The 19,339-nt window shown below is 65.5% G+C and carries 17 protein-coding genes; 6 read left to right on the top strand and 11 right to left on the bottom strand.

Features of this window, described 5'->3' with window-relative positions:
- The first annotated feature begins 196 nt into the window (after positions 1-196).
- The 4 genes from ACFSCU_RS08290 (at position 197) to groL (ending at position 4,157) form a co-directional block, all read left to right on the top strand.
- The gene (locus tag ACFSCU_RS08290; RefSeq protein ID WP_180549805.1) at positions 197-547 is read left to right on the top strand and encodes a hypothetical protein; all 351 of its coding nucleotides are present in this window, start codon (positions 197-199) and stop codon (positions 545-547) included.
- A 91-nt stretch (positions 548-638) separates the two neighbouring features.
- Positions 639-1,973, top strand: a complete 1,335-nt coding sequence (miaB, locus tag ACFSCU_RS08285; RefSeq protein ID WP_180549806.1) for a tRNA (N6-isopentenyl adenosine(37)-C2)-methylthiotransferase MiaB — start codon at positions 639-641, stop codon at positions 1,971-1,973.
- Positions 1,974-2,121: 148 nt separating this feature from the next.
- On the top strand, positions 2,122-2,412 hold the full coding sequence (groES, locus tag ACFSCU_RS08280; protein WP_180549807.1) for a co-chaperone GroES: 291 nt from the start codon (positions 2,122-2,124) through the stop codon (positions 2,410-2,412).
- Between the two features lie 101 nt (positions 2,413-2,513).
- Entirely contained in the window at positions 2,514-4,157 is a 1,644-nt protein-coding gene (gene groL / locus ACFSCU_RS08275; protein ID WP_180549808.1) for a chaperonin GroEL, read from the top strand.
- A gap of 91 nt (positions 4,158-4,248) precedes the next feature.
- On the opposite strand, the gene pgi is transcribed toward groL, so the two are convergent.
- The 10 genes from pgi to ACFSCU_RS08225 form a co-directional block, all read right to left on the bottom strand.
- A complete protein-coding gene (gene pgi, locus ACFSCU_RS08270) occupies positions 4,249-5,844 on the bottom strand; it encodes a glucose-6-phosphate isomerase (protein ID WP_377560398.1) in 1,596 nt (531 codons plus the stop codon).
- Between the two features lie 13 nt (positions 5,845-5,857).
- Positions 5,858-6,805 (bottom strand): transaldolase, encoded by a 948-nt coding sequence (gene tal, locus ACFSCU_RS08265; protein WP_377560397.1) that lies wholly within the window; start codon positions 6,803-6,805, stop codon positions 5,858-5,860.
- Positions 6,806-6,837: 32 nt separating this feature from the next.
- Positions 6,838-7,395 carry a flavodoxin family protein gene (locus tag ACFSCU_RS08260; protein ID WP_180549809.1) on the bottom strand — a complete coding sequence of 186 codons (558 nt, stop codon included), beginning with the start codon at positions 7,393-7,395 and terminating at the stop codon, positions 6,838-6,840.
- Between the two features lie 61 nt (positions 7,396-7,456).
- Positions 7,457-8,602, bottom strand: a complete 1,146-nt coding sequence (locus ACFSCU_RS08255; protein ID WP_377560396.1) for an ABC transporter ATP-binding protein — start codon at positions 8,600-8,602, stop codon at positions 7,457-7,459.
- The gene (locus tag ACFSCU_RS08250) at positions 8,599-9,573 is read right to left on the bottom strand and encodes an ABC transporter ATP-binding protein (RefSeq protein WP_180549810.1); all 975 of its coding nucleotides are present in this window, start codon (positions 9,571-9,573) and stop codon (positions 8,599-8,601) included. The genes ACFSCU_RS08255 and ACFSCU_RS08250 overlap by 4 nt, the downstream gene beginning before the upstream one ends.
- 204 nt (positions 9,574-9,777) lie before the next feature.
- Entirely contained in the window at positions 9,778-10,689 is a 912-nt protein-coding gene (locus tag ACFSCU_RS08245) for an ABC transporter permease (RefSeq protein ID WP_180549811.1), read from the bottom strand.
- A 76-nt stretch (positions 10,690-10,765) separates the two neighbouring features.
- On the bottom strand, positions 10,766-12,352 hold the full coding sequence (locus ACFSCU_RS08240) for an ABC transporter substrate-binding protein (RefSeq protein WP_377560393.1): 1,587 nt from the start codon (positions 12,350-12,352) through the stop codon (positions 10,766-10,768).
- Between the two features lie 35 nt (positions 12,353-12,387).
- Positions 12,388-13,368, bottom strand: a complete 981-nt coding sequence (locus ACFSCU_RS08235; RefSeq protein WP_180549813.1) for an ABC transporter permease — start codon at positions 13,366-13,368, stop codon at positions 12,388-12,390.
- 209 nt (positions 13,369-13,577) lie between these two features.
- Positions 13,578-14,522, bottom strand: a complete 945-nt coding sequence (locus tag ACFSCU_RS08230) for a porin (RefSeq protein WP_180549814.1) — start codon at positions 14,520-14,522, stop codon at positions 13,578-13,580.
- A 393-nt stretch (positions 14,523-14,915) separates the two neighbouring features.
- On the bottom strand, positions 14,916-15,857 hold the full coding sequence (locus tag ACFSCU_RS08225; protein WP_180549815.1) for a porin: 942 nt from the start codon (positions 15,855-15,857) through the stop codon (positions 14,916-14,918).
- 248 nt (positions 15,858-16,105) lie between these two features.
- Between ACFSCU_RS08225 and coq7 the strand changes: the two genes are divergently transcribed.
- Positions 16,106-16,738, top strand: coding sequence for a 2-polyprenyl-3-methyl-6-methoxy-1,4-benzoquinone monooxygenase (gene coq7, locus ACFSCU_RS08220; protein WP_180549816.1), 633 nt, complete (start codon positions 16,106-16,108; stop codon positions 16,736-16,738).
- A 137-nt stretch (positions 16,739-16,875) separates the two neighbouring features.
- Here coq7 and ACFSCU_RS08215 read toward each other — a convergent pair whose 3' ends face one another.
- Positions 16,876-17,325 carry an OsmC family protein gene (locus ACFSCU_RS08215; RefSeq protein ID WP_180549817.1) on the bottom strand — a complete coding sequence of 150 codons (450 nt, stop codon included), beginning with the start codon at positions 17,323-17,325 and terminating at the stop codon, positions 16,876-16,878.
- Between the two features lie 343 nt (positions 17,326-17,668).
- Between ACFSCU_RS08215 and ilvA the strand changes: the two genes are divergently transcribed.
- The gene (gene ilvA / locus ACFSCU_RS08210; protein WP_180549818.1) at positions 17,669-19,240 is read left to right on the top strand and encodes a threonine ammonia-lyase, biosynthetic; all 1,572 of its coding nucleotides are present in this window, start codon (positions 17,669-17,671) and stop codon (positions 19,238-19,240) included.
- The last annotated feature ends 99 nt before the right edge of the window (positions 19,241-19,339 follow it).

Here is a 19,339-nt window from a genome sequence, read left to right as displayed (position 1 = left end):
CTTTTGAACCCCCATGAAACGACATGTACGCGCTCCGCTGCCCACCGTCCGCACGCTGGGGCCTTGACTTCGCCGCGGCGTCAGGCCTCGTAGAATCGCCCCTTCGCCCACCGTTTTCACCAGCCTCTGGACAGACACCATGAACCGCTGCACAAAACCCCTCATTGCTTCTTTATTCATAGCTGTCAGCGCCCTGATGACGGTCGCTTTGGCCGTCTTTCCTTCAGAAGCGCAAGCCCAGCGCCTGTTCCCGCAGAAGGTGCAGCGCGGCAAGATCACTTTCGTCAATACACGCGAGGTGATGCTGAACGACCGCCCCGAGCGCCTGGCGCCCGGCGTGGTGGTGCGCAACGAGCGCAACACCATCGCCCTCACCGGCAGCCTGCGCGGCAACTCGTACACCGTCAATTACCTGCGCGACCCGATGGGCCTGGTGCGCGAGGTCTGGATCCTGTCGCCCGCCGAGGCCGAGCGCCCGGTGCGCCCCGCCTACCGCGGTCAGCCGGCTGTGCCCGCCGAAGCGGACCCGACCGTCTACGCCAACTGACGGCCCGCGCCGCGCGGCGGTCACTCGCCGCCACGGCCACGCCCTGCCGGCGCCGGCCGGCATCCCTTTTCCGTATTTCCAGGAGACGTCCATGTCTCGCAAAGTCTTCATCAAAACCTTCGGCTGCCAGATGAACGAGTACGACTCGGACAAGATGGCCGACGTGCTGGGCGCTGCCCAGGGCTACGAGCCCACCGACAACGTCGACGAGGCCGACCTGATCCTGTTCAACACCTGTTCGGTGCGCGAGAAGGCGCAGGAGAAGGTGTTCAGCGACCTGGGCCGCGTGAAGCACCTCAAGCAGAAAGGCGTGCTGATCGGCGTCGGCGGCTGCGTGGCCAGCCAGGAGGGTGAAGCCATCATCGCCCGCGCGCCCTACGTCGACGTGGTGTTCGGCCCGCAGACCCTGCACCGCCTGCCCGAGCTGCTGTCGCAACGCGCGCAGCAGCAGCAACCGCAGGTGGACATCCGCTTTCCCGAGATCGAGAAGTTCGACCACCTGCCCCCGGCGCGCGTGGAGGGCGCCAGCGCCTTCGTCTCGATCATGGAAGGTTGCTCCAAATACTGTAGCTACTGCGTGGTGCCGTACACGCGCGGCGAAGAGTTCAGCCGCCCGTTCGACGACGTGCTGACCGAAGTCGCCGGCCTGGCCGACCAGGGCGTGAAGGAGGTGACGCTGCTGGGCCAGAACGTGAACGCCTACCGCGGCAAGATGGGCGACACGGACGAGATTGCTGACTTCGCCCTGCTGATCGAGTACGTGGCCGAGATCCCCGGCATCGAGCGCATCCGCTACACCACCAGCCACCCGAACGAATTCACGCAGCGGCTGATCGACGTCTACGCCAGGGTGCCGCAGCTGGTCAGCCACCTGCACCTGCCGGTGCAGCACGGCTCAGACCGCATCCTGATGGCGATGAAGCGCGGCTACACCGCCATGGAATACAAGAGCATCATCCGCAAGCTGCGCGCGGTGCGGCCCGATTTGAGCCTGTCGAGCGACTTCATCGTCGGCTTTCCGGGCGAGACCGAGGACGACTTCGGCAAGATGATGAAGCTGATCGACGACGTGGGTTACGACGCCAGCTTCAGCTTCATCTTCAGCCCCCGCCCCGGCACGCCGGCCGCCAACCTGCACGACGACACGCCGCACGCGGTGAAGCTGAAGCGCCTGCAGCACCTGCAGGCCACCATCGAGCAGAACGTGCGCGCCATCGGCGCCAGCCGCGTGGGCACGGTGCAGCGCATCCTGGTCGAAGGGCCGTCGCGCAAGAACCCGGCCGAGCTGATGGGCCGCACCTTCTGCAACCGCATCGTCAACTTCGACGGCGGCCCGCACCGCGCGCGCTTGGTGGGCCAGATGATCGACGTGACCATCACCGAGGCGCTGCCGCATTCGCTGCGGGGGCGGGTGCTGACCGCTTGAAATCGCTCAAAACGCCTTTATCATTAGCACTCGCTGGGGTTGAGTGCTAACAGCACCTGCTCCATCGCCTTCCGGTTGCTCGACGATCCCTGCGGATGTCTGGTGAGCAGCCAAAAAACCGTTGCATACCTTGAACTTAGGAGAACCCATGAAACTGCGCCCTCTCGCCGATCGCGTGATCGTCAAGCGCCTGGAGAACGAAACCAAGACCGCCTCCGGCATCGTGATTCCCGACAACGCCGCCGAAAAGCCCGACCAGGGTGAAGTGCTGGCCGTCGGCCCCGGCAAGAAGAACGACAAGGGCGAAGTCTCCGCCATGAACGTGAAGGTGGGCGACCGCGTGCTGTTCGGCAAGTACAGCGGCCAGACCGTCAAGGTCGATGGCGACGAACTGCTGGTGATGAAGGAAGACGACCTGTTCGCCGTGGTCGAGCAGTAAGTTCTCGCCAGTTTCCCGCATACTCTTATTTTTATAGCTTCTCGCGCTTGCTACACCTGCGCTAGAGCCATTTTTCATTCATATTTTCAGGAGCCACCCAAATGGCAGCAAAAGACGTTGTTTTCGGTTCTGACGCCCGTCACCGCATGGTCGAGGGCGTGAACATCCTGGCCAACGCGGTCAAGACCACCCTGGGCCCCAAGGGCCGCAACGTGGTGCTGGAGCGCAGCTTCGGCGCCCCCACGGTGACCAAGGACGGCGTGTCGGTCGCCAAGGAAATCGAGCTGAAGGACAAGCTGCAGAACATGGGCGCGCAGATGGTCAAGGAAGTCGCTTCCAAGACCAGCGACAACGCCGGTGACGGCACCACCACCGCCACCGTGCTGGCCCAGGCCATCGTGCGCGAAGGCATGAAGTACGTGGCCGCCGGCATGAACCCGATGGATCTGAAGCGCGGCATCGACAAGGCCGTGGCGCAGCTGGTCGAGCAGCTGAAGAAGGCCAGCAAGGCCACCACCACCAGCAAGGAAATCGCCCAGGTCGGCTCCATCTCCGCCAACTCCGATGAGTCGATCGGCAAGATCATTGCCGACGCCATGGACAAGGTGGGCAAGGAAGGCGTGATCACCGTCGAAGACGGCAAGAGCCTGGACAACGAGCTGGACGTGGTCGAAGGCATGCAGTTCGACCGCGGCTACCTGTCGCCCTACTTCATCAACAACCCCGAGAAGCAGGCCGCGCTGCTGGACAACCCCTACGTGCTGCTGTTCGACAAGAAGATCAGCAACATCCGCGAACTGCTGCCCACGCTGGAAGCCGTGGCCAAGGCTGGCCGTCCGCTGCTGATCATTGCCGAAGAGGTCGAGGGCGAAGCCCTGGCCACGCTGGTGGTCAACACCATCCGCGGCATCCTGAAAGTGGTGGCCGTCAAGGCGCCGGGCTTCGGCGACCGCCGCAAGGCCATGCTGGAAGACATCGCCATCCTGACCGGCGGCAAGGTGATCGCTGAAGAAGTGGGCCTGAGCCTGGAGAAAGTCACCCTGGCCGACCTGGGCCAGGCCAAGACCATCGAAGTGGGCAAGGAAAACACCACCATCATCGACGGCGCCGGCAAGGCCGAGGACATCGAGGCGCGCGTCAAGCAGATCCGCGTACAGATCGAGGAAGCCACCAGCGACTACGACCGCGAGAAGCTGCAGGAGCGCGTGGCCAAGCTGGCCGGCGGCGTGGCCGTCATCAAGGTCGGTGCCGCGACTGAAGTGGAAATGAAGGAGAAGAAGGCCCGCGTGGAAGACGCCCTGCACGCCACGCGCGCTGCGGTGGAAGAAGGCATCGTGGCCGGCGGTGGCGTGGCGCTGCTGCGCGCGCGCCAGGCCGTGGGCGACATCAAGGGCGACAACCACGACCAGGACGCCGGCATCAAGATCGTGCTGCGTGCCGTCGAGCAGCCCCTGCGCGAGATCGTCATCAACGCCGGCGACGAAGCCAGCGTGGTGGTGAACAAGGTGCTGGAAGGCAAGGGCAACTTCGGCTTCAACGCCGCCAACGGCGAGTACGGCGACATGATCGAGATGGGCATTCTGGACCCGACCAAGGTCACGCGCACCGCGCTGCAGAACGCCGCTTCCGTCGCCAGCCTGATGCTGACGACCGAAGTGATGGTCGCCGAGGCACCGAAGGACGACGCCCCGGCCGGCATGCCCGCGGGCATGGGCGGCATGGGTGGCATGGACGGGATGATGTAATCCCGCGCTGCTGGTCAGCCGACCGCTGAAGCAAAAGAGCCGCTGGAGACAGCGGCTCTTTTTTTGTCCGCGCCGACAAAGCGCGCGACGCTCATCGCAACTGCTTGAGCAGACCGGCTGTGGAGACATCCAGGGCCGTCACGTCACCCGAGTGCAAGGCGGCCTCGATCTCGCCCGCATGCTGTTTGCCCAGCTCCACCCCCCACTGGTCGAAGGGGTTGATGCCCCACAACGCACCCAGGACAATCGTGCGATGCTCATAGAGCGATAGCAGCGCCCCCAGGCTGTGCGGCGACAAATCGGGCAGCAGCAGCACGGTGGAGGGGCGGTTGCCGGGGAAGTGGCGCTCGGGCGCATCGCCCGCCTGCCCCATCATCAGCGCGCGGGCCTGGGCCAGAGCGTTGGCGAGCAGCTTGGTGTGGTGGCCGGGCAAGGCGTGCGCGGGGTTGCGCACCAGCACGAATTCGACCGGCACCGGCTGCGTGCCCTGGTGCAGCATCTGGAAGAAGGCGTGCTGGCCGTTGCTGCCGACCTCGCCCCAGGTGACGGGCGCGGTGTGCAGCGACAAGGCACGGCCGCGCGTGTCGACGCGCTTGCCGTTGCTTTCCATCTCCAGTTGCTGCAGATAGGCCGGCAGCCGGCGCAGGCCATGGTGGTAGGGCGCCACGCAGCGGCTGCCGAAGCCGTGGAAGTGGCGGCACCAAAGGTCGAGCAGCGCCAGCTGCACCGGCAGGTTGCGCGCCAACGGCGTCTGGGCAAAGTGCGCATCCATGGCACGCGCACCCGCCAGCAGATCACGGAACGCCGCTGACCCGATGGCGATGGCGATGGGCAGGCCGATGGGCGACCACAGCGAATAGCGCCCGCCCACGCCTCCGTCGAAGGCGAAGCAGCGCCCGGCGCCAAAGGCTTCGGCGGCGGCGGTGTTCGAGCTGACAGCGACGAAGTGTCGCGCCACGTCGGTGCCGCCCTGCGCGGCGAACCAGGCGCGCGCTGAGGCAGCGTTTTGCATCGTCTCGGCCGTGCCGAAGCTCTTGGAGGCGACGATGAACAGCGTGCTGTCGACCCGCAGTTCCGGCAGCAGTTCGGCCAGTTCGTGGCCGTCCATGTTGGCCACGAAGTGCACGCGCGGGCCATTGGCCACGCCGCTGGCGCGCAGCGCCTGCACCACCAGGCGCGGCCCCAGGTCGGAGCCGCCGACGCCCAGGTTGACGACGTCGGTGAAGGCGCTGTCAGCGCGCACGGCGTCGGCGTAGGCCAGCATGGCCGACTGCGTGGCGGTGATTTCGCGCCGCAGATTGACTATGTTTTCAGGAGCTGCTGGCGCTTGCCTGTCGGGCTCTGTAGCGTCTTTTGATTCAGAACGCCAGTGCACGTGCGTGACGGCGCGCTGTTCGCTGGTGTTGATGCGCTCGCCGGCCAGCATGGCGTCGCGCAGCGATTCCACGCCGCACTCGCGCGCCAGTTGGGTCAGCAAGCGTTGCGCTTCGTCGTCGATCAGGTTCTTCGACAGGTCGGAGTGCACCTCGGCGGCATCGAAACTGAAGCGCGCGGCGCGGTCTGCGTCCTGCGCGAAAGCCTGGCGCAGGTCGAACGCAGCGGTGCCGCTGAATTGCTGCGTGAAGTGCTGCTGCAACGCCGCCCAGGCGGGCGTTTCGTCGCAGCGCGGTCGGTGGCGCCAATCCATCGGCTGGCGCGGCTCAGGCCGCCTGCATCAGGGCTTCGAGCTTTTCGGCGTCGGCGATGAAGGCGCGGATGCCCTCGGCCAGCTTCTCGGTGGCCATGGCGTCCTGGTTCAGGGCCAGGCGGAAGGCCGGCTCGTCGTACTGCACGGCGGGCAGGTCGAGCGCCCTGGCCGCGGCCGCATCCAGCGCGCGCGGCAGCGGGGCCTCGGTGGCGGCCAGTTGCGCCAGCAGTTCGGGGCTGATGGTGAGCAGGTCGCAGCCGGCCAGCGCGGTGATCTGGCCCGCGTTGCGGAAGCTCGCGCCCATCACCTCGGTGGCGATGCCGTGGCGCTTGTAGTGGTTGAAGATGCGGGTGACGGACTGCACGCCAGGGTCGTTGGCACCGGCCATGGCGGCCTCGTCCCAGCCCGCGCCGGCCTGCTTCTTGTACCAGTCGTAGATGCGGCCCACGAACGGCGAGATGAGCTGCACCCTGGCCTGCCCGCAGGCCACCGCCTGGCAGAAGCTGAACAGCAGCGTGAGGTTGCAGTTGATGCCGCGCTGCTGCAGGCGCTCGGCGGCGCGGATGCCTTCCCAGGTGCTGGCAATCTTGATCAGCACGCGGTCGGTGGGCACGCCAGCGGCCTGGTACAGCTCGATCAGGCGTTCGGCGCGGGTGTAGGTGGCGTCTTCGTCGAAGGACAGGCGCGCGTCCACCTCGGTCGACACGCGGCCGGGAATGATCGACAGGATCTCGGTGCCGAAGCGCACCAGCAGGCGGTCGACCACCTCGTCCAGCGGCTTGCCGCGGTGCGCCGCCACGGTCTCCTTCAGCAGCGGCGCGTACTCGGGCTTCTGCACCGCCTTGAGGATGAGCGAGGGGTTGGTGGTGGCGTCCTGTGGCTGGAACGCCGCCAACTGCTTGAAGTCGCCGGTGTCGGCGACGACGGTGGTGAATGCCTTGAGCGCTTCGAGCTGGTTCATGAGGGGCGATTATCCCCGCCCCCGCAGCGCCTTCAGCGGCGCATGAGAAAGCCGCTGGCCACGGCCACCGCCTCGTCGTCGGCCTGCACGGCGCCGGGCGGGCCGCCCTTGCCCCACAGCACGCCGCCCCAGCCCATCGACAGGAACTCGGCGCACAGGCGCACCGAGTCGATCATGGGCTGCGCCTTGGCGCGGTCGCCGCTGGTGGTGATGAGGTGCAGGCGCTTGGCCGCCATCTGCTCCTTGAACGGCACGCCGGGCGTGCGCATCCAGCCGCTCCAGTGGTCGATGTAGGTCTTCAACTGGCTGGGGATGCTGTACCAGTACACCGGCGAGACGAACACCAGGTCGGTGCAGGCCAGTGTGGCGTCCAGCAGGGCTTTCAGATCGCCCTCGGGCGGCGCATAGGTACCGGTGGTGTGACGGCGGTCCACAAAGGACGGCAGCGCCATGCCGGCCAGGTGCAGCCATTGCTGCTGCACCTCGGGCGCCAGCGTGGCGGCGGCCTGCCGGGCCAGCCATTCGGTGTTGCCGGTGTGGCCGGGCTCGCGCGTGGAAGCCACCAGGAAAAGAAAGCGACGATCGTTCATGGTCAAAATGGCCTGCAGCGCCCGTCTGGAAGGCGCAAGCAGCTATTGAAACAATAGTAATTCAGATACGGCCTTCTTCCACCGCATGGCAGGCCACTTCGATGCCGTGCAGGCGCAGCATGGCCGGACGCTCGGTCTTGCAGCGTGCGTTGGCATGCGGGCAGCGCGGGTGGAAGGTGCAGCCCGCGGGCGGGTTCAGCGGGTTGGGCACCTCCCCCTGCACAGGCGTGCGGGCACGGCCGGTGTCGTGCATCTTGGGGATCGCATCGAGCAGCATGCGCGTATACGGGTGGCGCGGCGTGCTGAAGAGCAGCGACTTGGGCGCCAGCTCGACGATGCGACCCAGGTACATCACGCCCACGTGGTCGCTCACGTGGCGCACCACGGCCAGGTTGTGGCTGATGAACAGGTAGGTCAGGCCCTGCTCGCGCTGCAGGTTCTTCATGATGTTGAGCACTTGCGCCTGCACCGAGACGTCAAGCGCGCTGGTCGGTTCGTCGCACACCAGAAACTCGGGGCTGGTGGCCAGTGCGCGCGCAATCGAGATGCGCTGGCGCTGCCCGCCCGAGAACTGGTGCGGGTACTTCACCATGTCTGCCGCCGACAGGCCCACCGACTGCAGCAGTTCGCCCACGCGCTGCTCCTGCGCCGCGCGGCCCTGCACCGTGCGGTGCTCGCGCATCGGCTCGGCAATGATGTCGCCCACCTTCCAGCGCGGGTTGAGGCTGGCGTACGGGTCCTGAAAGATCATCTGGATGCGCTCGCGCAGCTTCAGCGCGCGCTGGCCGCCGGCCTTGAAGACGGCGTGCGCGTCCTGCCCGTCGAAGTGGAAGCTGCCGCGCGTGGGCTCGTACAGGCCCACCAGCAGGCGCGCGGCGGTGCTCTTGCCACAGCCCGACTCGCCCACCAGCGCCAGCGTCTGGCCCTTCTGGATGGTGAAGGTGGCATCGTCCACCGCGTGCAGCAGCTGGCGCGGCTTGCGCTCCAGAATGCGGTTGAGCAGCGGCGGCGATACGTCGAAGGTCTTGGCCAGGCCGGCGGCGCGCACCAGCGGCTCACCCGCCGCAGGGCGCCCGGCATTGGCCCTCTCCCCCGCTGGGGGAGGGCTGGGGTGGGGGCCGGCCGCGCCCTGCTCGATCAGCGAAGCCCCCATCCCGGCCTTCCCCCAGCGGGGGAAGGAGAAAATGCCACGACGCTCGCTGTTCATGCCATCACCTCCTGCTGTACATGCAACCAACAGGCAGCACGCGTCGGGCCGGCGTCCATCAACTCGGGCCGCTCGACGCGGCAACGGTCGAACACCTTCGGGCAGCGCGGATTGAAAGCGCAGCCGCGCGGGATGGCGTTCAGGCGCGGCATGGCGCCGTCGATCTGGTTGAGCTGCTCGCGGTCGACTTCCATGTCGGGAATGGCGGCCATCAGGCCCGCCGTGTACGGGTGCGCCGGGTGGTTGATGACCTCGTGCACCGGGCCGATCTCGGCAATGCGGCCGGCGTACATCACGGCCACGCGGTCGCAGGTCTCGGCGATCACGCCCATGTCGTGCGTGATCAGCATCACCGCCGCGCCGCGCTCCTGGCACACCTTCTTCAGGAGCTGGATGATCTGAGCCTGGATCGACACGTCGAGCGCGGTGGTCGGCTCGTCGGCCACGATCAGCTTGGGCTCGGCCGCCAGGGCCAGCGCAATCACCACGCGCTGGCGCATGCCGCCGCTGAACTGGTGCGGGTAGTGGTCGATGCGCTGCTCGGCGGCGGGGATGCCGGTGTCCTTCAGCAGGTCGATGGCGCGCTGGCGCGCTTCGGCGGCGTTCATCGGCAGATGCGTCTGGATCGTTTCAACCAGTTGCCGGCCCACGCTGTAGAGCGGGTTGAGAGAGGTGAGCGGATCCTGGAAGATGGCACCGATGTGCCGGCCGCGCACGTGGCGCATCTGCTCGTGCGGCAGGTTGTCGATGCGGCGGCCTTCCAGAATGATCTCGCCACCCGCCACGCGGCCCGGTGGCTCCAGCAGGCCGATGATGGACGCGCCGGTGAGCGACTTGCCCGCGCCCGATTCGCCCACCACGCCGAGGATTTCACCGGGCGCGATGTCGAAGGAGATGTCGTCCAGCGCCCGCAGCGTGCCGCGGCGGTGTGGGAATTCGACAATGAGGTTCTTGACTTGCAGAAGCGACATGAGGCGGTTGAGGCTACAAGGTTGATAGCTGCCTGCGCTGGATGGATCGGGCATCAGGTGCAAGAACACATGAATACCGGGCGCAGAGCACGCAGAAACTACGCAGAGGACGCAAAAGATTCAAAGAAACTTTGATGGCTTTTTCTGCGTTCTCTGCGAAATCTTTGCGTCCTCTGCGTTCGGTTGTTGGTCTTCATGAGGCGGTCACCGCAGCCTGGGGTTGAGAGCATCGCGCAGCCAGTCGCCCAGCAGGTTCACCGACAGCGCAATCAGCACCAGCATGACACCGGGGAAAATGGTGATCCACCACTCGCCCGAAAACAGGTAGTCGTTGCCGACGCGGATCAGCGTGCCGAGCGACGGCGAGGTGGGCGGCACGCCCACACCGAGGAAGGACAGCGTCGCCTCGGTGATGATGGCCGTGGCCACGTGGATGGTGGCCAGCACCAGCACCGGCCCGGTCACGTTGGGCAGCACGTGCTTGAGCATGATGCGCCACGGCGCCACGCCGGTCACGCGGGCGGCCTGCACGTATTCCTTGCCGCGCTCGACCATGGTGGAGCCGCGCACCGTGCGGGCGTACTGAACCCAGCCGGTGAGCGAGATGGCGACGATCAGCACGCCGAAGGCCAGCGACTCGTTGGCGTTGGGGAACATCGCGCGCCCCACGCCGGCAATGAGCAGCGCCACCAGGATGGCCGGGAACGACAGCATCACGTCGCACAGCCTCATCAGGAAGGCATCGATCCAGCCGCCCTTGAAGCCCGCGATGAGGCCCAGCAGCACGCCCACCACCACCGAGATCAGCACCGACACGATGCCGACCACCAGCGAGATGCGCGCGCCGTACATCAGCGCCGACAGGATGTCTCGCCCCTGGTCGTCGGTGCCCAGCAGGTACCTGGCGCTGCCGTTTTCCATCCAGGCGGGCGGCAGGCGCGCGTCGGACAACTCCAGCGTGGTCAGGTCCAGCGGGTTGTGCGGCGCCACCCAGTGGGCGAACAGGGCGCAGAAGACGCAGACGAAGGCAATGGCCGCCGCCACGATGGCCGTGGGCGAGGTGCGAAAACTGTGGCCGACATCGCTGTCCCACCAACGGGCGAGTACGGTGCTCATGTATTGATAGCTGTTAGCGCAGGCTGGATGGGCGCCAGGCATGCATTCGACGCCCATCCCTGAATGATGAAAGCCGTCACTTCCGGACGGTGATCCACTTGAACGGCATGTAGTTGTCGGCGCGCTGCGTCAGCTCCACCTTCTTGTTCACGCCCCAGGCCAGCGCCTGCTGGTGCAACGGCAGGTGGCCCACGTCGTCGGTGTGGATCTTGAACGCCTCGCGGATCATGGCGTCGCGCGCGGTCTTGTCGGCCTCGGCGCCGATCTTCACCGTCAGCTCGTCCAGCCTGGCGTTGCAGTAGCTGCCCAGGTTGAACTGGCCTGCACCGGTCTTGTCATCGGGGCAGCGCATCAGCGCATTCAGCGGGTTGTGCGCGTCGTAGGTCGAGGGCGTCCAGCCCAGCATGTAGAAGCTGGTGTCGCGGCGCAGGATCTTGGGGAAATAGGTGCCTTTGGTCTCGGCCTGCAGGTTGATCTTGACGTTGATGCGCGCCAGATTGGCGGCCACGGCCTGGCAGATCTGCGCGTCGTTGACGTAGCGGTCGTTCGGGCAGTTCATGGCCACTTCGAAGCCGTTGGGGTAGCCGGCCTCGGCCATCAGCTTCTTGGCGGTTTCCACGTCGTAGGGCAGGCGCTTGTCCTGCGCCTCGCTCCAGCCGTTGATGCCGGGGCCGATCATCAGCGCCGTCGGGCGCGCGGCATCGCGCATCACCGTCTTCTTGATGCCCTCGATGTCGATGGCCTGGAAGAAGGCCTGGCGCACGCGCTTGTCCTTGAACGGGTTCTTGCCCTTCACGTTGGAGAACTGCAGCTCGTCGCGCTTCTGGTCCATGCCCAGGAAGATGGTGCGCAGCTCGGGGCCGGTCAGCACGCGCGTGGCAGCGTTGTTGTTGACGCGTGCGATGTCCTGCACCGGCACCGGTTCCATCACGTCGACCTGGCCCGACAGCAGGGCCGCGACGCGTGTGGCCGGGCTGGCGATGGGCGTGAAGATGACTTCCTGCACGTTGCCTTCGACCTTGCCCCAGTAATTGGGGTTGCGCACGAACACGGTGCGCACGTTGGGCTGGCGCTCGCGCACGTGGAAGGGGCCGGTGCCGTTGGTCTTGAACGAGGCCGTGTTCTCCACGCCCTTGCGGCGGTCGACCGGGCGCGTGGCGTTGTTGTCCTCGCACCATTTCTTGCTCATGATCATCACCTGCGTGAGGATCTGCGGCAGGATGGCCAGCGGGGTCTTGGTCTCGATCTCGATGGTGTGGCTGTCGATCTTGCGCACTTCCTTGAAGTCGTTGACGTAGGCCTTCATGTCCGAGCCGTCGCCGGCCACGCGGCCCATGGTGAACACCACGTCATCGGCCGTGAACGGCGTGCCGTCGTAGAACTTGACGTTCTTGCGCAGATCGAAGCGCCACACCGTGGGCGAGGTCTGCTTCCAGGCTGTGGCCAGGCCGGGTACCACGTTCAGCTTCTTGTCCAGATCGACCAGCGGCTCGTAGGCGTTGCCGTCGATCGACAGCTGCAGCGATTCGTTGAGCGAGTGCGGATCGAGCGACAGCGCATCACCCTGGTTGGCAATGCGCACCGTCTGCGCCGATGCTATTGAAGAAATAGCTAGCAGCGCAGTGGCGGCAAGGGCAAAAGGCATTTTTTTCTTGAAACTCATGAATGTCTCCTCCGACAGGGTTGGCAGGCAAGAAATCAGTGGCCACCGGCCTTGGCCACGCGCAGGCGCGGATCGACCACGGCGTACAGCATGTCGACGACCAGGTTGATGACGACGAAGATCAGCGCGATCAGGCACAGGTAGGCCGCCATCACCGGCACATCGGCAAAGGTGACCGCCTGGATGAACAGCAGGCCCATGCCGGGCCACTGGAACACCGTCTCGGTGATGATGGCGAAGGCGATCAGGCCGCCGAGTTGCAGGCCGGTGATCGTCATCACCGGCACCAGCGTGTTCTTCAGGGCATGGCCGAAATAGATGGCGCGATCGGTCAAACCACGGGCACGCGCGAACTTGATGTAGTCGGTGCGCAGCACTTCCAGCATCTCGGCGCGCACCAGGCGCATGATCAGCGTGAGCTGGAAGATGGCCAGTGTGATGGCCGGCAGGATCAGGTGCAGCCAGCCATTCATGGTGAACAGGCCGGAACTCCACCAGCCGAACTGCACCGTCTCGCCGCGCCCGAAGCTGGGCAGCCAGCCAAGCCAGACGGAGAAGATCAGGATCAGCAGGATGCCGATCAGGAAGGTGGGCAGCGACACGCCGAGCAGCGATGCCGTCATGAACACCTGGCTCAGGAAGGTGCCGCGCTTCAGCGCGGCGTAGACACCCATCGGAATGCCGATCAACAAGGCCAGCAGGGCGGCGATCATGGCCAGCTCGAACGTGGCGGGAAAACGCTCGCCCAGCAGGCGCGACACCTTGGCACCCTGGCGCAGGCTGAGGCCGAACTCGCCCTGCGCCGCGTTCACCAGGAAATGCCAGAACTGCACGAAGAAGGGCTGGTCGAGCCCGAGGTCGGCGCGCAACTGGCGAATCTGCTCCGGCGTCGCGTCCTGCCCCAGCAGGAACACCACCGGGTCACCCACGTACTGGAACAGCAGGAAGGCAATGAAGGCCACCGACACCATCACGATGATGGCCTGGATCAGGCGGCGGAGAATGAAGGCACCCATGCGTCAAAAAATGTAGCGATCGGGCGATGCTATCAGAGGCATGGGGCGGTGCGGCATAGGTAATACGATTACATCCGGCGCGGAAAAGAGTCGTCGCAGCGCCACGGATCAACCGCGGCGGCGCTTTGATCATTCAGCCATGAAAAAAGCCGCCCGAAGGCGGCTTTTTTGGCTTCGATCATCGGCTGCCCATTCAGGCAGCGTCATGATCAGAAGTTGTGGCGAACACCGATACCGTAGTTGTTGGTGTCGTCGAAGCGCAGGAACGCGCCGTAGACGAAGGTGCGCTTGGACAGGGCGTACTTGGCTTCGACCAGGCCGTTGGTGTACTTGTCGCCGGTCAGCTCGTTCTTGGTGTCGCGGGTCAGGTCCAGCGTCAGAGCGAAGGCGCCGAAGGTGGCGGTGCCACCCAGGCTGAAGCCGCGGCGGCGCAGATCGCCGACGGAAGCCTGGCTGTACGACGCGGCGACCACGAAGTTGCCGAAGTTGTACTTGCCGCCCAGACCGTAGTTGGTCTTGCCATCCTTGACCTTGTTCACGGCCAGGCCGGCACCGATCGGGCCGTTGGCGTAAATCACGTTCATGTCCCACTTGGCGCGGTCGCCATTGTCGGGCTTCAGGATGTAGCCGATCTCAGCGCTCAGGCCGCCGAAGTCGGGCGTCTTGTAGCTGAACTGGCTGTTGTTACGCGGGCCGCTGCCAGCGAAGTTGTAGGTATTGCCGACCACCGAGTAGTTGGCCGCGCCGGTCAGTTCCCAGGCAGTGGTGCCGTAGAACGACGGGTTCAGGGTACGGCCCATCTTGAAGGTACCCCAGTTGCCACCCAGCCACAGGTTGGCGGCACGGCCCCAGAAGCCACCACCGGAACCCAGGTTGTTACCGTTGTCCAGGTCCAGGCCCGACTCGAAGTTGAAGCCAGCCTTCAGGCCACCACCCAGGTCTTCGACACCGCGCACGCCGATACGGCTGTTGCCGTTGTTCATCAGGCTGCCGCTGATGAATTCGGTCTTGTCGGAAGCGTCGTTGCCGGCGGGCGAGCCAGCTTCGATCTTGCCCACGCCAGCGTCGGCCACGCCGTACAGGGTCACGGAAGATTGAGCCATCGCGAAGCCGGAGGCACCCAGCACGGCCAGGGCGATCAGAGATTTTTTCATTGCAAGTTCTCCAAGGTTAAACATAGGGCTCCGGTGCGAAGGGTCCGTCTGCGATTCCCGCCGGTTCCCCGGGCCAACCTCCCCTACCGGGAAGTTGTTGTTATTGCACCAGACCCGTCATCAACTTGCAAAGAATTCAGTGCACGAACCGACACCCCACAGCCAATCCGTTGCAACAGGGCAACAGGACACTCTTCGTTGTTGGAAATAAGAGACAGCGACGCCAGCCACGCTGAGACACCATCTTCTGCCCCGGAATCCGCCTGCCGGCGGTGGAGGCTGCTGGGCTGATCAGGTTTTTTTGTGCCTGAAACAGATATCGGACCCTGAGGTCCGATATCTGACTGCTCAGGAATCGCGCGCCAGCGTGCGCGATTCCTGAGTCCGTCGTCATCAGAAGTTGTGACGGACGCCGATACCGTAGTTGTTGGTGTCGTCCAAGCGCAGGAAGGCGCCGTAAACGAAGGTGCGCTTCGACAGGGCGTACTTCAACTCGGCCACGCCGTTGGTGTACTTCTTGCCGGTCCACTCGTTCTTGGTGTCGCGGGTCAGATCCAGCGTGGCGGTAAAAGCGCCGAAGTTGGCCGAGCCGCCCAGACCGAAGCCGCGGCGGACGTTCTTGGCAACGTCAGAAGCCTGCGTGTAGGAAGCAGCCAGGGCGAAGTTGCCCAGGTTGTACTTGGCACCGACTTGGTAGTTGGTCTTGCTGGTGCTGAACTTGTTGGCCGACACGCCGACGCCGATCGGGCCGTTCTTGTACATCAGGCCCAGGTCCCAGGCAGCCTTGTCAGCACCCAGATCGGTCTTGGTCACATAGGCCAGAGCGGCGCTGAAACCGCCGAAGTTCGGGGTCACGTAGGCGAAGGCGCTGTTGGCGCGCGAGCCGATGCCGGCCCAGTTGTAGGTGTTGGACAGCACCGAGTAGTTGGCGGCGCCAGTCAGTTCATAGGTCGAACCAGCCAGGTAGCTCGGCGTGAACTGGCGGCCCAGCTTGACGGTACCCCAGTTGCCACCCAGCCACACGTTGGCTTGGCGAGCCCAGAAGTTGGAAGCGGCGGCGCCATTGTCCAGATCCAGCTGCGACTCGAACTGGAAGCCAGCCTTCAGGCCACCACCCAGGTCTTCAACGCCACGCACGCCCAGACGGCTGGTGCCGTTGTTCATGGTGCTGCCGCTGATGAACTCGGTCTTGTCGGAAGCGTCGTTGCCACCGGGCGACTTGTATTCGATCTTGCCGATACCGGCGTCGGCCACGCCGTACAGCGTGACGGAGGATTGGGCGAAAGCGACGCCGGAAGCGGCCAGAGCGGCCAGGGCGATGAGGGATTTTTTCATTGCAGGTTCTCCAAGGTGATTTGAGACACGGAAGACAGGCTTCGAAGCAACGAGGGAATCAGCACCGTGCCGCCCAAACGTCACCTCACCGGAAGCTGAAACCAATTGAACTCCCGAGGCTTTTCAATTCTATGACACTGGCGTCATAAAACCCGCGGGTTAACCCCGATTTGTTGCCAAATCGCAACGCAAAGCCAGCCTGAAACCCGGCTATCGCCGGCGCGGCCACTTGCCCTACCATCGGCATCATGAACCTGACAGACCGTCTGCTGTCGGCAGCCGACAGCACCCTGCGCACCCTGCTGGCCGCGCCACAGGCCTCCCGTCCCAGCCCGGCTGCCGGGGCCGCGCCCACCACCATGCTGACGGAGGCCGAGCGGCGCCTGTCCGGTGCGTTGATGCGCGTGAACCACGTGGGCGAAGTCTGTGCGCAGGCGCTTTACACGGCGCAGGCGCTCAGCACGCCCGACCCGACGCTGCGGCGCCAGCTGGATGCCGCAGCGCGCGAAGAAACCGACCATCTGGCCTGGACCAGGGAGCGCCTGGATGAACTGGGCGACCGCGTGTCCTGGCTGAACCCGCTGTGGTACGCCGGGGCCTTCGGCATCGGCCTGCTGGCGGGGCGGCTGGGCGGGGATGCCGTGAGCCTGGGCTTCGTGGTGGAGACCGAGCGCCAAGTCGAGGCGCACCTGGCCAGCCACATGGAGCGCCTGCCCTCCGGTGACACGCGCTCACGCGCCATCGTCGAGCAGATGAAGGTCGATGAGGCGCGCCACGCCGACGACGCGCTGCACGCTGGCGCCACACCGCTGCCGGCGCCTGTGCGCGGGCTGATGCGGCTGGCGGCCAAGGTGATGACGACCACGGCGCACCGCATCTAAACGCCTTCGCCCCGTCGAATGCTCTTATATTGAGAGCTGCTCGCGCCTATCAGACGATGATTTCAGATAGATTTTTCTCTGAAATCCTTATACAACAAGCGCAAACAGCTACTGTTAAGAGTGCAATCTGCCCGCCTTCACACCTCGACCAGCTCGAACGAGGTCGTGATCTCCGCCGTCTTGCCCAGCATGATCGAGGCCGAGCAGTACTTGTCGTGGCTCAGCTGAATCGCCCGCTCCACCGCGCTGGCGGGCACGCCCTGGCCGGTCACGGTGAAGTGCATGTGGATCTTGGTAAACACCTTCGGGTCCTCGGCCGCGCGCTCGCTGGTCAGCTTGACCGAGCAGCCGCGCACATCGTGCCGACCGCGCTTGAGGATCAGCACCACGTCGTAGGCCGTGCAGCCGCCGGTGCCGGCCAGCACCGTCTCCATGGGGCGCGGCGCCAGATTCTGGCCCCCGTTCTCGGGTTTGGCGGCGTCGGGCGCGCCGTCCATGGCGATCACGTGACCCGAACCCGTTTCGGCCACGAAACCCATGCCCGAGCGCGTGCCCGCCCCGCCCGTCCAACTCACTGTGCATTCCATGGCCACGCCCTCCGCCTGTGACAAAACAGACGCTAGCGTAGCGGATTCGGCACGCCCGCCTGCCCGGTTTGCCAACTAAATCCCGGATACCCCCGCGGGCAGTGTTGCGTTGCAGCAAAAAGCTGGCGAACGAGCGTGCTTTTCGCGTACACTCCGTCCCAAGCAAGTGATTCTTCACCTGCACTGTTTGTCTCCTCCACCCCTTCAACAAGGTGGATTAAGCCCCGAACCGCAAGGTCCGGGGCTTTTTTTTGCTGCGCCGCCGCATTCCGGCCGCCCAGACCGCGCTGCCCGGCCAGCGGCTCTTTATGATGCCCGTCTTGCCCGCTCTCACCCGCCAGCCATGACCACCCAGACCGCCGCCCGGCGCCCCGAGCCCCTGACCGCCACCGATTACCTCAAGCAGGTACTGACGGCCCGCGTGTACGACGTCGCCATCGAGTCCGACCTGGACCCGGCACGCAACCTGGGCCGCCGCCTGCACAACAAGGTCTTCTTGAAGCGCGAGGACCAGCAGCCGGTGTTCAGCTTCAAGCTGCGCGGTGCCTACAACAAGATGGCGCACCTGACGCCCGAGCAGCTGAAGGCCGGCGTGATCTGCGCCAGCGCCGGCAACCACGCCCAGGGCGTGGCACTGGGCGGGCACAAGCTGGGCGCGCGCGCCGTTATCGTGATGCCGACCACCACGCCGCAGGTCAAGGTGGATGCCGTCAAGGCGCTGGGCGGCGAGGTGGTGCTGGCCGGCGACAGCTATTCCGACGCTTACGAGCACGCCGTCAAGCTGCAGGCCGAGGAGGGGCTGACCTTCATCCACCCGTTCGACGACCCGCTGGTCATCGCCGGGCAGGGCACCATCGGCATGGAGATCCTGCGCCAGCACCAGGGGCCGCTGCACGCGGTGTTCGTGGCCATCGGCGGCGGCGGGCTGATCAGCGGCGTGGGCGCGTACATCAAGGCCATCCGGCCCGAGGTCAAGGTGATCGGCGTGCAGATGCGCGACTCCGACGCCATGGCGCAGTCGGTGGGCCGGGGCCAGCACGTGACGCTGCCGGACGTGGGCCTGTTCGCCGACGGCACCGCCGTGAAGCGCGTGGGCGACGAGACCTTCCGCGTTGCCAGCACGGTGGTGGACGAGTTCATCACCGTCGACACCGACGCCGTCTGCGCCGCCATCAAGGACGTGTTCATCGACACGCGCAGCATCGTCGAGCCCTCGGGCGCCATGGCGGTGGCCGCCGTCAAGCAGTATGTGGCCAAGCACAAGACCAAGGGCGAGAGCTACGTCGCCATCCTCTCGGGCGCCAACATGAACTTCGACCGCCTGCGCTTCGTCGCCGAGCGCGCCGAGGTGGGCGAGGAGCGCGAGGCGCTGTTCGCGGTGACGATCCCCGAGGAGCGCGGCAGCTTCCGCCGCTTCCTGGAGGTGATCGGCAGCCTGCCCGGCGGGCAGCGCAACGTGACCGAGTTCAACTACCGCATCAGCGATGCCGCGCAGGCGCACGTGTTCGTCGGCCTCACCACCGCCGGCAAGGGCGAATCGCCGCGCATCGCCGCCGCGTTCCAGAAAGCCGGCTTCGGCGCGCTGGACCTGACGCACAACGAACTGGCCAAGGAGCACGTGCGCTACATGGTGGGTGGCCATTCCACGCTGTCCAAGGACGAGCGCCTGCTGCGCTTCGTGTTCCCCGAGCGGCCGGGCGCGCTGATGAAGTTCCTCAGCCTGATGCGCCCGAGCTGGAACATCAGCCTGTTCAACTACCGCCACGAGGGCGCCGACTACGGCCACATCCTGGTCGGCATGCAGGTGCCCAAGGCCGACGATGCGGCGTTCCGGCGCTTTCTGGGCGAGCTGGGCTACCCGTGGGTCGAGGAAACCGACAACCCGGCATACCAGCTGTTCCTGCAGGGGCGTTGACCGGCCTGGTTCGCTTCTCTATTGATAGCTGTCAGCGCCCGTCCACACTGCGCTGAAGGCCGATTTGACCTAAAACCCTTGAGCCCGCTCAGCCACCCG

The organism is Ottowia beijingensis (assembly GCF_042680925.1).
Classification (GTDB): Bacteria; Pseudomonadota; Gammaproteobacteria; order Burkholderiales; family Burkholderiaceae_C; genus Ottowia; species Ottowia beijingensis.
The sequence above is the reverse complement of the archived record's forward strand: the minus strand, read 5'-3'. Positions and strand labels throughout refer to the sequence as shown.

Excerpts from the sequence above, each read along its gene's own strand:
- ACFSCU_RS08225 (WP_180549815.1), bottom strand. The coding sequence starts at position 15,857 with ATGAAAAAATCCCTCATCGCCCTGGCCGCTCTGGCCGCTTCCGGCGTC.
- miaB (WP_180549806.1), top strand. The coding sequence starts at position 639 with ATGTCTCGCAAAGTCTTCATCAAAACCTTCGGCTGCCAGATGAACGAG.
- ACFSCU_RS08235 (WP_180549813.1), bottom strand. The coding sequence starts at position 13,368 with ATGGGTGCCTTCATTCTCCGCCGCCTGATCCAGGCCATCATCGTGATG.
- ACFSCU_RS08215 (WP_180549817.1), bottom strand. The coding sequence starts at position 17,325 with ATGGAATGCACAGTGAGTTGGACGGGCGGGGCGGGCACGCGCTCGGGC.
- tal (WP_377560397.1), bottom strand. The coding sequence starts at position 6,805 with ATGAACCAGCTCGAAGCGCTCAAGGCATTCACCACCGTCGTCGCCGAC.
- groL (WP_180549808.1), top strand. The coding sequence starts at position 2,514 with ATGGCAGCAAAAGACGTTGTTTTCGGTTCTGACGCCCGTCACCGCATG.
- pgi (WP_377560398.1), bottom strand. The coding sequence starts at position 5,844 with ATGGATTGGCGCCACCGACCGCGCTGCGACGAAACGCCCGCCTGGGCG.
- ACFSCU_RS08250 (WP_180549810.1), bottom strand. The coding sequence starts at position 9,573 with ATGTCGCTTCTGCAAGTCAAGAACCTCATTGTCGAATTCCCACACCGC.
- ACFSCU_RS08230 (WP_180549814.1), bottom strand. The coding sequence starts at position 14,522 with ATGAAAAAATCTCTGATCGCCCTGGCCGTGCTGGGTGCCTCCGGCTTC.
- ACFSCU_RS08290 (WP_180549805.1), top strand. The coding sequence starts at position 197 with ATGACGGTCGCTTTGGCCGTCTTTCCTTCAGAAGCGCAAGCCCAGCGC.
- ACFSCU_RS08245 (WP_180549811.1), bottom strand. The coding sequence starts at position 10,689 with ATGAGCACCGTACTCGCCCGTTGGTGGGACAGCGATGTCGGCCACAGT.
- ACFSCU_RS08240 (WP_377560393.1), bottom strand. The coding sequence starts at position 12,352 with ATGAGTTTCAAGAAAAAAATGCCTTTTGCCCTTGCCGCCACTGCGCTG.
- ilvA (WP_180549818.1), top strand. The coding sequence starts at position 17,669 with ATGACCACCCAGACCGCCGCCCGGCGCCCCGAGCCCCTGACCGCCACC.
- groES (WP_180549807.1), top strand. The coding sequence starts at position 2,122 with ATGAAACTGCGCCCTCTCGCCGATCGCGTGATCGTCAAGCGCCTGGAG.
- coq7 (WP_180549816.1), top strand. The coding sequence starts at position 16,106 with ATGAACCTGACAGACCGTCTGCTGTCGGCAGCCGACAGCACCCTGCGC.
- ACFSCU_RS08255 (WP_377560396.1), bottom strand. The coding sequence starts at position 8,602 with ATGAACAGCGAGCGTCGTGGCATTTTCTCCTTCCCCCGCTGGGGGAAG.
- ACFSCU_RS08260 (WP_180549809.1), bottom strand. The coding sequence starts at position 7,395 with ATGAACGATCGTCGCTTTCTTTTCCTGGTGGCTTCCACGCGCGAGCCC.